Origin of the sequence: Streptomyces sp. NPDC058964 (genome assembly GCF_042741275.1) — a bacterium.
Taxonomy (GTDB): domain Bacteria; phylum Actinomycetota; class Actinomycetes; order Streptomycetales; family Streptomycetaceae; genus Streptomyces.
Map to the genome: position 1 here is coordinate 846 of NZ_JBHYKH010000179.1, position 11563 is coordinate 12408.

At 70.1% G+C, this 11563-nt stretch carries 8 protein-coding genes; 3 read left to right on the forward strand and 5 right to left on the reverse strand.

The window, feature by feature from the left end; genetic code table 11:
- Positions 1 to 139: 139 nt before the first annotated feature.
- The 5 genes from sbnA to ACFW2E_RS22225 are packed head-to-tail and all read right to left on the reverse strand — an operon-like array spanning position 140 to position 9148.
- Entirely contained in the window at positions 140 to 1165 is a 1026-nt protein-coding gene (gene sbnA / locus ACFW2E_RS22205; protein ID WP_384468799.1) for a 2,3-diaminopropionate biosynthesis protein SbnA, read from the reverse strand.
- 37 nt (positions 1166 to 1202) lie between these two features.
- Positions 1203 to 2273, reverse strand: coding sequence for a 2,3-diaminopropionate biosynthesis protein SbnB (gene sbnB, locus ACFW2E_RS22210; RefSeq protein WP_384468800.1), 1071 nt, complete (start codon positions 2271 to 2273; stop codon positions 1203 to 1205).
- A complete protein-coding gene (locus ACFW2E_RS22215) occupies positions 2270 to 3274 on the reverse strand; it encodes a TauD/TfdA family dioxygenase (RefSeq protein WP_384468801.1) in 1005 nt (334 codons plus the stop codon). The genes sbnB and ACFW2E_RS22215 overlap by 4 nt, the downstream gene beginning before the upstream one ends.
- A 41-nt stretch (positions 3275 to 3315) precedes the next feature.
- On the reverse strand, positions 3316 to 6579 hold the full coding sequence (locus tag ACFW2E_RS22220) for an amino acid adenylation domain-containing protein (RefSeq protein WP_384468802.1): 3264 nt from the start codon (positions 6577 to 6579) through the stop codon (positions 3316 to 3318).
- Between the two features lie 13 nt (positions 6580 to 6592).
- Positions 6593 to 9148, reverse strand: a complete 2556-nt coding sequence (locus tag ACFW2E_RS22225) for a Pls/PosA family non-ribosomal peptide synthetase (RefSeq protein ID WP_384468803.1) — start codon at positions 9146 to 9148, stop codon at positions 6593 to 6595.
- 300 nt (positions 9149 to 9448) lie between these two features.
- Between ACFW2E_RS22225 and ACFW2E_RS22230 the strand changes: the two genes are divergently transcribed.
- From ACFW2E_RS22230 to ACFW2E_RS22240, 3 genes are all read left to right on the forward strand, one after another.
- Positions 9449 to 10618, forward strand: coding sequence for a PP2C family protein-serine/threonine phosphatase (locus ACFW2E_RS22230; protein ID WP_384468804.1), 1170 nt, complete (start codon positions 9449 to 9451; stop codon positions 10616 to 10618).
- A gap of 58 nt (positions 10619 to 10676) precedes the next feature.
- Positions 10677 to 11051: a hypothetical protein gene (locus ACFW2E_RS22235; RefSeq protein ID WP_384468805.1), complete on the forward strand. Its 375-nt coding sequence runs from the start codon at positions 10677 to 10679 to the stop codon at positions 11049 to 11051.
- Between the two features lie 224 nt (positions 11052 to 11275).
- Complete coding sequence (locus tag ACFW2E_RS22240; protein ID WP_384468806.1) at positions 11276 to 11431, forward strand: hypothetical protein; 156 nt, start codon at positions 11276 to 11278, stop codon at positions 11429 to 11431.
- Positions 11432 to 11563: the final 132 nt, after the last annotated feature.

Sequence of the window (11563 nt, forward strand, 5' to 3'; positions counted from 1 at the left end):
CCGACCCGCCCCGCTGTGGGTATCACCACGGCATGTCCCCGGGGGGGGAACGTGACCACGACCCCCCGGGCCACGGGGGTGATGGCGCGTCGACCGCTTCGGGGGCCCGGGGAGGGGCCGCCGGGCGGCGGTCGGCGCGCTATCTTCTGCGTCGGCGGACCGACTCCCCCGGAAGCGGCTTGGCCTTGCGGGGAGCCGCGGTCAGCGGCTCGGAGTCGAGGATGTGGTCCCCGTACAGATCCTGCAGCCAGTTGACCTGGTAGATGGTGTCGAGGTAGCGCTCGCCGAGGTCCGGCGCGATGGCCACGGCGGTGACGTCACGCGCGTCGTGCCGGGTGAGCCAGTCCATGGCGCCGCTGACCACGGTTCCCGTGGAGCCGCCGAACAGGTAGCCGCGTCTGGCCAGGCGGTGGCAGGTGCGGATGGTGTCGGCCTCCTCGACCCGCATCACCTCGTCCACATAGGACTCGTCCAGCAGCGGCGGGCGCATGCTCATGCCCAGGCCCGGAATCATCCGGCGGCCCGGCTCGCCGCCGAAGGCGACCGAGCCGACGCTGTCCACGGCGACGATCCGCACCGGACGGTGCCACTGCCGGAAGTAGCGCGCGCAGCCCATCAGGGTGCCGGTGGTGCCCGCCCCGACGAACAGCACGTCGAGCTGCGGGAACTGGGTGGCGATCTCGGGTGCCGTCGTGCGGAAGTGCGCACGCCAGTTGCCGGCGTTGGTGTACTGACTGAGCCACACATACCGGCTGTCGGATTCGCACAGCCCGCGGACGTAGTCGATCCGCTTGCCGAGGAAGCCGCCGTTGGAGTCCAGGTCGGACACGATGTGCACCTCGCTGCCCAGAGCCTCCATCAGCAGTCTGGTCGAGAGGTTGCAACGGGAGTCCGTGACGCACAGGAACCGGTAACCCTTGCTCGCGGCGATCATGCTGAGCGCCACTCCCAGGTTCCCCGACGAGGACTCGACGAGTATCGAGTCCTCGTTCAGGACTCCCTCACGCTCGGCGCTCTCCACCATCTCGTTGGCGGCCTTCAACTTGATGGAGCCGGCGAAGTTGAAGCCCTCGCACTTCAGATAGAGAGGGAGCCCGAAGATCGACTCGAGGTCGACGTAGAGCCCGCCTTCGTTGAAGGCGTACGGGGCGGATATGACGGGCACGGTGGGCCTCCTGGTGCCAGGGCCGAAGTCTGCGGCTTCAGCCGTAGCGGCGCAGGTCGTGGAAGAAGTCGTCGATGAGTCGGAGCTGCCCCGCCCGGGCCACTTCGTCGTAGACGTACTTGCCGACCGCGAGGTCGAGCACGCCGAGTCCGAAGGGGGAGAAGATCACTGACCGGTCGGCCGGCGGGATCCGCCGTCCGGTCATGATGTCGTCGAGGGTGCCGTGCAGGAAGTCGCGGTTGCCCGTGAGCTGCTCGGCCAGATGGGGTGAGGTGTCGGCCTTCAGACAGTGCTCGACGTCATCGACGATGTTGGTCGAGGCGAGCAGGATCTCCGGGGCGAGGTCGCGCAGGGACACGTGCAGGACCAGCGGGTGGTGTGTGAACCAGCCGGGGTCGGTGACGTGCGGTTCACCGGCGACGGTGGCGAAGACCACCAGGTCGCTGGAACGGATCAGCTCCTCGGCGCTGTCGTGGACGTCGACCCGTGCGGTGGTCCCGGCCTGTCGCAGGTAGCCGGAGAACCCGGCGGCGCTGTCGGGCGACACGTCGTGGACGCCGATCGTGTCGAACGTCCACCCGGTGCCCGCCAGGAAGGTGTGGATGTAGCGGGCGATCAGTCCCGTGCCGAAGAATCCGACACGGCTGGGGCGGGGCCGGTTCCGGCTGAGCCAGTCGGCCGCCAGCGCGGCGGACGCCGCGGTCCTGGTCGCGCTGATGATGGAGCTCTCCAGGCAGGCGAACGGGTAGCCGGTGTCGTGGTCGTTGAGGATGAGGACGGCGGAGGCGCGGGGCAGGCCCGCCGACACATTGGCCGGGAAACTGGAGATCCACTTCAGGCCGTCCACGTGGTCCGCTCCGCCGATGGAGGCCGGCAGGGCGATGATGCGCGACGTGGGGCGGTCGGGGAAACGCAGGAAGTACGACGGAGGGTTGACCGAGTCCCCGGCGCCGTGCAGCCGGTAGGTGGACTCGACGAGCTCCACGATCGCCTTCTCGCGCCCGGCGAGGGCCTGCTGCACCTGCGCGCCGGAGATCACCGAGAACGTCGGTGCCGAGGGCGGATGCGATGCGTCGCGCTGGGTGGCGGTGGACAACAGGTTGGTCATCGCTGGCTTGCCTCCGGGGTCGGGGAGAGATCGGCCGGGCGGCAGGGCTCGGCCATGGCGACCAGCACCCGACGTTCGCCCGTGTAGGCCTCTCTGCTGTGTGCGGTGCGGATGTTGTCGACGAGCATCAGGTCACCGGCCTGCCAGGGCTCGCGTCGGGTGAGCTCCTCGTAGGTGGAGTTGAGGAGCTGGACGACGTCCTCCCCGATCGGGGTGCCGTCGCCGAACCGGGTGTTGAACGGCAGTCCGTCCTCGCCGTAGACGTCCACCAGGTACTCGCGCACCTCCGGGGCCAGCGTCCACTGGTTGAGGAAGGCGATCTGGTTGAACCAGCAGCGCCGGCCGGTGACCGGGTGGCGTACCACGGCGCCGCGGCGCTGGCGGGTGCGCAGTGAGCCGTCGGGCTGCCAGGTGAAGTCGATGTCGTTGGCGCGGCAGTAGCGTTCGACGGCGGCGTGGTCGTCGGTGCCGAAGGACTCCTCGAGGGAGGCACCGATCTCGTCGTTGTAACTGCGGGTGAGCAGCCAGCCCTCCCGCTCGAACCGGTCGGTCAGGGCGGTGGGCAGCGCCTGGAGCACCTGTTCCGCGTCGGCCACGGCCGTGGCCCCGCCCTCGCCGGGCGCGGTCAGGCACGCGAACAGCATCAGACCGGGGACCTCGACCGTGTAGCTGAGTTCGTGGTGCATGCACATCGGCTGGTTGGTCGGCCACGTGGAGGACGAGTACAGCCCCTGCCCGTAGCTCTCACGGGTGGCGAAGGCCTCTCGCTCCGTCATCAGGCCGCCGGACAGCCCGGCGAAGACGGCACCGACCTGGTCCACCTCGCGCAGTTCCAGACCGCGCACGAGCACGGCGCCGTGTTCGGTGACCTGGGCGCGCAGCGCGTCGCGGTGCTCGCTCGCCCAACTCGCCGCGTCGTCGGGGGTGTCGACGCGCAGGATGGGCGGTCGGTCCGGCTTCAGCTCGAGGTCGAGCCGTGATGCCAGGGGTGAGGACGGCATATCGGTTTCCCTTCGGTTGCCCTTCCGGAGGCTCCGGAGGTTCAGGAGGGGGCCAGTCGTTCGGTGGCGCCGAGGACGACCTGCGCGGCTTCGGACGGACGGGTGCGCAGGAAGTAGTGGCCTCCGTCGGCAAGTTCGTGGAGGTCCACGTGCTCGGCCAGGAGCTGCCAGTCGCGGTACCGGTCCAGGTGCCCGGTCGTGTTCGGGTCGTCGGCGGCGACGACCACGGTGACCGGTGCCGGGAGCCTCACCGCCGGCGGAGCCTCCAGGGCGTCGGCGAAGTAGCGGTGTGCGCACACGCAGTCGTGCCGGTAGGCGGCTCCGATGTGTTCGGCGTGCGGTGCGTTCAGTTCCCCGAGTTCGGTGTAGCCGCTCTCCGCGGTGAGTCCGGTGGCGATCTCCGCGTCGCTCCGGGCTTCCAGTTCCGTGACGGCGGCACGGCGGTCCGTGGCGGTGCCCAGCAGCTGTGCGCAGAGGAAGACCCGGGAGACTTCGATCCCGCGCTCCCGCAGCCTGCCGGCGGTCTCCAGGGCGGCCGCGGTGCCCGAGGAGTGGCCCCACAGCATGACCCTGGTCGGGCCGAGGGCGGTGATCTCGGCGACGACCTGCTCCGTCACCTGGGAGATCGGCGCGAACGGCTCGGTGTGGGCGGCCAGGTCGTGGCCCGGCAGCTCCACGGCGTAGACCGCGGTCCCGCTGCCGGCCAGTGCGGTGGCCATCGGCTGGTAGTTGACCGCGTTTCCGCCCGCGTAGGGGAAGCAGACCAGGGCGCACTCCGGTGTGCCGGCCGTTTCCGTCAGCGGCTGGAGCAGTCCTGGGCGCTGCCGGGCGCTGCCGTCGACGAGCGCGGCCAGGTCGGCGAGCACCGGGTTCCGGGTGATGTCCTTGAGGGAGACCGCGCGGTCCAGGGCGATGGTGAGTTTCACCGCCGACAGTGAGGTGCCGCCGGAATCGAAGAAGTGGTCCGCGCGGCCGATGCGGTCCTCGGGAACTCCGAGCAGTTCGGCCCAGGCGGCCGCCAGCTTCCGCTCGGTCGGGGTGAGCGGGACGCGGCGGGACTCCGGGGTGACATCGCTCCGCTCGGCCGCTGTCTGCTGTTCGGCCAGTGCGGTCAGGGCCTTCCGGTCGGTCTTGCCGTTGGCGGTCAGCGGCAGACCGGGCCGCCAGTGGAAGGCCGAGGGGACCATGTAGGAGGGCAGTTGGGCGCCCAGAGCCTCGCGCAGTGCGTCCGTCTCCAGGCGTCGGCCGGTGTAGTAGGCGATCAGGTGCTTGCTCTGGTCGGCGCGCTCCGCGATGACCACGGCACCGTCTCGCACCCCGTCGACCCGCAGCAGGGTGTTCTCGATCTCGCCGATCTCGATCCGGAAGCCACGGATCTTGACCTGGTTGTCCCGGCGGCCGAGGAACTCCAGCTTGCCGTGCGGGTGCCAGCGTCCCCAGTCACCGCCCAGGTAGAGCCGCTCCCCCGGCCGGTACGGATCCTCCCGGTACGCCTCCCGGGTCCGCTCGGGGTCGTTGACGTACCCGCGTCCCACGCACACACCGGAGAACGCGATCAGCCCCGGGGCACCCAGCGGCACCAGTGACAGCTGCTCGTCGACGACGTGGACGCGTACGTTGTTGACCGCGCGCCCCAGCAAGACGCGTTCGGGCACCTCTTCCATGACCTCGTGGTTGGTGTCGTCCGAGGTCTCGGTGAGCCCGTAGGCGTTGACGAGCTTGACGCCGGGCCGGATGGCGAACCAGCGCTGGACCAGTTCCCGCTTCAGCGCCTCGCCGGTCACCGACACGCAGCGCAGGTCGGGCAGTTCCCGGGGGTGCCGCTCGAGGTACGACACCACCACTTCCAGGTAGGAGGGCACGAGCTGCACGACACCGGCCCGGCCGCGGACGAGTGTGTCGAGGAACCGCTCCACGTCCACGATCGACTCTTGCTCGACCAGCAGCGTCCGGCCGCCGACCAGCAGTGCGGAGACCAGCTGCCACAGCGAGATGTCGAAGCACTGCGGTGCCGTCTGCGCCACCACCCGGTCCTGGTCGATGCCCAGGTCGTCGATCTTGGCATAGAGGTGGTTGAGCATGCCCGCGTGCTCGCACATCGCGCCCTTCGGCTCGCCGGTGGAGCCGGAGGTGAAGTAGATGTAGGCCAGTTGGCCGGGGTCGACCGACACCCCGAGGTCGCCGTCGGCGTGCTGTTCGGCGGCGGCCGACTCGATGAGCAGCTTGTCGACTCCCGGCAGGGTGGCGAGGGCCTGGTCGAGGGTCTCGGTGCTGCCGGGCTCGGTCAGCACCAGCCGGCATCCGGCTCGCGACAGTGTGGCGGTGATACGGCCGGGCGGGAAGTGCGGCTCGATCGGCAGATACACGCCTCCGGCCTTGAACACCGCCAGGACGGCGGCGAGCCAGTCGAGGTTGCGCTCGGTGACCACCGCGACGATGTCTTCCCGGCCCAGTCCCCGCGCCAGCAGCGCCCGCGCCAGCCGGTTGGCGCGCGCGTTGAGTTGCGCGTACGTCCACCGGCGCTCGCCGTGGACGGCCGCCACCGCCTCCGGATGCGCGCGGACGCGCTGCTCGAACAGTTCGTGCACCCGCCCCTCGGGGAGGGTCCTGTGGGGTCCGGCAAGACCTTCGAGCTGCTCGCGCACCTCGTCGGCCGACAGCAGGCTCTGCCGCGCGTGATCGGCGTCCGCGTCGGCCGTCATCAACCGCAGCGCGGTCAGGTGGTAGCCGGCGATCCGGGCCGCGCAGTCGGCGTCCAGCGCCTGGGTGCGGTACCGCAGGCGCATCGACGGGCTTCCGTCGCCGTCGCACCAGCCCACCGCCAGCACGGCGTCTTCGGCGGGCCCGTCCCCGGTCCCCGTCGGGTCGAGGACGACCTCGTACGACGGCTCGGTCACGCCGAGCTCCCGGCGCAGCTCCTGCAGCGGGAAGTCCCGGTGGGCAAGCAGCTCGGCCTCGACGTGCCGGGCCTGCGACAGCAGGGCGCGCCACGGTCCGGGGGTCACGGTCAGCCGGCACGGCAGCGGCCCGCCCGGCGCCCCGGCGGCGTAGCCCGTCACCACCTCCTGCTCACCGGACAAGGCGGCCAGCACCTTGGCGTGGGCCGCGAGCAGCACCGCGCCGAGCGGCACCCCCGACGTCCGCGCCAGCTCGCCGACCGCTTCCGCCAGGTCGCCGGGGACCGTCGCCTCGTACTCGGCCACTCCCGGCACCGGCTGCCCGGCCCACCGAGGCACCGCGGTGAAACCTCCGGCGGTCAGCACACGGCTCCAGTACTCCCGGTCCGCTTCCACGAGCGCTCCCATCGAATGGCCTTCCTCAACTCACGGTCGCGGCGGCGCCGTTGGGCGCGGGCCGGGTGATTGCGGAGCCGATGCCGGAGAACTCGTCGGAGGCATCGGGCATGTCCACGGCCGGGTTTCCGCCCCACCGCGCGTTCGAGGGGACTTCCTCGCCCTTCATGAGGAAGGAATCGACCGCCAGCACGGCGCCGTCCCCCATCGTCACGCCGTAGTGCACATGAGCACCGACGCCCAGCGTGCAGCCGGCACCGAGTGTGCTGACCTCGGACTTGAACGTGCCGTCCTCCTGCGAATGGCACTGGATCTTGCTTCCGGCGTTGAGGGTGCACCCGTCGCCGATCGTGGTCAGTGTCCGCTCCGTCATGTAGCAGCCGTCGTCGAACACCCTGCTGCCGATGCGCACACCGATCAGCCGCCAGATCAGGCTCTTGAAGGGCGTGCCGTTGAAGATGTTGAGGTGCCGGTCCGGAACCTTCCACAGGCGCTCGTGCCACCAGAAGTACGGGTCGTAGATGGAGCACAGTTTGGGTCGCAGCGCGCGGAACCTCGTGATGCAGCGCTCGAGCAGCACGTAGTAGAGGACGGAGAACGCGAGCGTGCAGGCCAGGTATCCGGCGATCACGACGTGTCCGAGCCATCCGTACACCTCGACGGACTGCAGGGCGAACAGTGTGAGAGCGAAGGTGTACAGCCACCGTACGAAGAGCATGACGGCCATCGAGCGGAGGTTGTAGCGGTTCTTCGCGGCGAGACGGCGGCGCAGTGAGTCTCCGGTCCTGAGGTCGTCGAACCGGGTGTCGCGCTCCACCGACCGGGGGATCTCGAAGCAGGGCGATCCGAGCAGTCCCACGCCTTCCCGGACCTCACCGTCGAGGGGGATGAGGACCTTGGTCGCCAGGAGGCAGTTGTCGCCCGTTCTGCCGCCGGCCGGGTAGACGATGTTGTTGCCGAGGAAGTTGTGCGGACCGATGGACGCCCGGGACAGGCGGAAGGACGTGCTGGAGAATTCCGCGTTGGCGATGGAGAGCCCGTCGGCCACCATGGTTCCGCTGCCCACGGAAGCCAGGAAAGGCGTCTCGTGCTGCACCTCGGTGCCGAAGTTCGAACCCGTCTGCTCGACTTTGGACAGGTCGTATCCGAGGCCACGGAGGTAGTACACGATGTAGGAGCTGTCGCCGAAGAGCCAGGCGAAGAACCTGACGTTCGTCATGCGGGCCGTCGCCCGGTGCAGCGCGTAGTGGAATCCGTAGAGGGGGTAGACCCTGTCGGGCTTGACGAGCAGGGCCAGCAGCCGCGGAAGGGTGAACAGCGCGACGAGGCCCAGGACCACGAAGCCGAGGAACAGCGCCAGGGACAGCACCAGCGCGTCGCTGATCAGCGTCTCCGTCGTGATGCCGGCCGAGTCCGGTCCCAGTCGTGACCCAAGCGCCGGAACCACGCTGAACAGCATGTACAGCCCGCCGACGGTCAGCGGAAGGTAGACGAGGAACAACTGGACCAGGGTGACCAGGCCGAACCAGGTCCGGCGCGGGGTGCCGCACTTCGCCGGAGCGACCCGCACGTGGTCGACCTCGGTGGGCTCCGCGGGGGATCCGTGCCAGCGCGCACCGTCCGGGACCGTCTGACCGCGGTGCAGGGCGGACGAGTGACCGAGCTGCGCCGCGTCGCCCATCGACGTGTCGATGTCGAGGACCGTCTTCTCGCCGACGAACACATCACGGCCGAGTGTGATCCTGCCGGTCTGGATACGGCCCGCGTGGGCCCGGTAGCCCAGGAAGAACGAGTCCTTCCGGATCACCGTGCCGGCACCGATGGTGAGCAGGTCGGTGCAGACCGGGACGGTGCGGGAGAGAATGGTGACTCCCTTTCCGACGCGCGCGCCGAGCGCCCGGAGATACAGCACGTACAGCGGGTTTCCGACGAAGAAGACCATCGGATTGCCGTGGAGCAGTACCTTGACGAGCCAGAACCGTAGATAGGTCAGGCCCCAGACCGGGAATTCCCGGGGTTTCCAGCGGCCGATGAGAATCCACTTCGCGAGCACCGGGAACAGGCACATGGCCAGGAATCCGAGACCGCCGAAGGCCAGCGATCGCAGATAGATGTGGACCGGGCCCGAACCGTTCGCGATCCACTCGTAGCCGCGCGCGGTGACCACTCCGAAGACCAGGGAGTAGCCGAGGAAGGACAGCAACTGGGCGGTTCCGCAAAGAACATAGGCCAGGCGGCTCGGCGACGTCACCGGCGTGGGTACGGCCGGCTGGGTCGACGTGTTCGAGGGGATCAATGCGGTGGCGGGCCCGGGGTCCGTCTCCGCGAGAGCCGTGGCGAGGCTCTGAATCGTCGGGTTCCGGTAAATGTCCTTCATGGACGCGGACGGCAGGTCCGGAATTTTTCTGACCCGAGCACAGAACTGGGCCATGACCAACGAATTTGCGCCGAGGTCGTCGAAGAAATGACTGTCGACCGGAACACGTTCTACGCAGGTGACGTCAGCAAGCACTTCGGCGAGTCTGTCGACGACCGATGCGTCCGGTCCGGATATGTCGACCTCGGAGGACTGCTCCACCATCGGACCTCCTGGAGGACGTTACGAAAGGATCGTGCTTTCTTTCCTGATCACGAACCGTGGGCTTCAGTCTCGTTCGGCGGTCGTGAGGGTGCCACTCCGAACCGGTCCCAGGAGAGGCCCCCGGCACTCGACGACCCCGTGTTCCCCGGCCACAGCACGGCCTGCGGCGCGCCAGAGATCACCCGTATGGCGGTCCGCCGCACGGCGGCGGACATGCCGGTGACGGGAGCAATCGCCGGTGGGCCGTGGCCGGGCGCAGCAGGCTGGAACCCTTGCTGCGATCTTGTCCGGGAGTTCGGTGTGTACAGGCTGCGTCGGTCGGACCGTACCGACTCCCGGGTGGGCAGCGGCGACGGCCAAGGACCATCGCCCGAGCCCGCCTGGCTGCGCTGGCTCCCGGTCCACTACGTCGTGGTCGTCCTGCTGCTCGAGCCCGTGACGCCAGTGCAGTGGCCGGTGAGCTTCGTGCTGATCGCGCTGCCCCTGGTGGCCGCCTTCGCCCACGGCCCCGGCGTCGTGGCCCTCGCCACCGTGTTCGCCATCGCCTTACAGGGGATCCTGGCCGGCACCCCCTGCTGTGCGGGCCGTGACGTCGGCTACCTGCTGGACCGGCACTACGTGGCCGCGTACATCTGTACGGCGCTGGTGGGTACTCTCGGCACGTTCGTGGCCGCCCACCGGATCCACCGGGAGCGCACCCTGGCCGATGTGCGGTTCGTGGCCGAGATCGCACAGTGCGTGCTGCTCAAACCGGTTCCGCACCGGATCGGCGACCTCGTACTGGAGAGCTTCTACCTCTCCGCCGCGGCGGAGGCCCGAGTCGGCGGTGACCTCTTCGAGGCGGTGCCGACCGCGCACGGGGTCCGCCTGCTCATCGGCGACGTCCGCGGCAAGGGACTCCTCGCGGTGGAGACGGCCGCCGCCCTGCTCGGCGCGTTCCGCGAGGCCGCGCACGACGAACCCGGCCTCCCCGCCCTGGCGGCCCGGGTGGAGACCAGCATGGCGCGCAGGGCCGAACAGCTCGCGGGAAGCGAGGTCGCCGAACGGTTCGTCACCGCCGTCTTCGCGGAGATCCCCGCCGACGAGCGGGTCGTCCGCGTCGTCAACTGCGGACATCCGCCGCCCCTGCTCATCCGGCCGGGCGAGGTGCGTGAGCTGGACACCGGCCGGTCCGGTCCGCCCCTGAACCTCGGCGTGCTGGTCGGGGACCCCTACCGCGTCGACGTGTACGCCTTCCGCCCCGGCGACCAGCTGCTGCTGTACACGGACGGGATCACCGAGACCCGGGCGCCCGACGGCTCCTTCTATCCGCTCGTCGAGCGCGTCCGCTCCTGGGAGCCGCTCCGGCCCGGGGAGTTCCTGGACCGGCTCCACGGCGACCTGCTCGACTACGGCCAGGACGATCTGCACGACGACACCGCCGCCCTCATCGCCTGTCTGCTCCCGGACAGGGTGAACGAGAGGACGTAGGGTGAGTTGGCGGTCTTCGGCGGCCGGGTGCTTCCGGAGTCCTCGGAAGTCCACGTCCATGACGAACCCACGGCTGCGCCTCGACGCGGCGCTGGACGGCCTCGCGGCCACCTTCCGGGGCACGACCGCCCACCCCGACGAGCGCAACTGTGACTGCCGCTGGGGCAGCGCGGAGGGGCTCGCGCCGCTCAGGTCGCCGGACCGGCCGCTGGACCCCGACCTCCTCCGGCGCACCTGGCGGGCCACCGACTGGAGCGACCGCCCGTCCCTGCTCCGCCGGATCCTGCCCCAGTTCGCCACTGCTCTCGTCGACGGCCGCGCCGACGCCCTCTTCGGCCTGCACGAGGCGGGCCGTTCCTTCGCACTCGGCCGTTGGCAGGAGTGGCCCGCTCATCAGGTCGCGGCGGTGCGGGAGTTCCTGCGGGCCTGGTGAACGTACACGCTCGTCGCCCCCGGTCCTGCCGTCAACCGCGCACGAGGTCGTCGTTCTCTGCGCCGAGGCGACGGGCACCGCGGCCCCGTGGCCCCGTGGCTGCGCACGTGGGAGGTGCCGACCGGTCATGTCGCAGACCGGCACCCGGCCGAGGCGGTGGCGGAGTGGGAGTACGACCTGCTCGGTGACGAACTCACCTTTGCGCCTGGGACAACGGGGAGGAGATGCGCACCGGGCTGACGTCCTGGCTCGTCCGCCATGCCCCGGCCCGGCGCCGTTCCTGCGGCTCGTCCGGGGAACTCCCGCACCGCATACGGTTCCTCGGGCTCACCGGCCAGGCCCGCTGCACCGACCCGCACTGGCCCGTCCATCGCCACTGACACGCGGGTTGGCCGCGGCCGACGCCATGCGGGCGCCGGCCGCGGCCGGCCCCGGCCCGGGGAGCCCGCGCTGGGGGGGGGGGGGCAGAAAGAGGGGAGGTGCGTGGGGGTGGGGGCCGGGGCCGCCGCCGT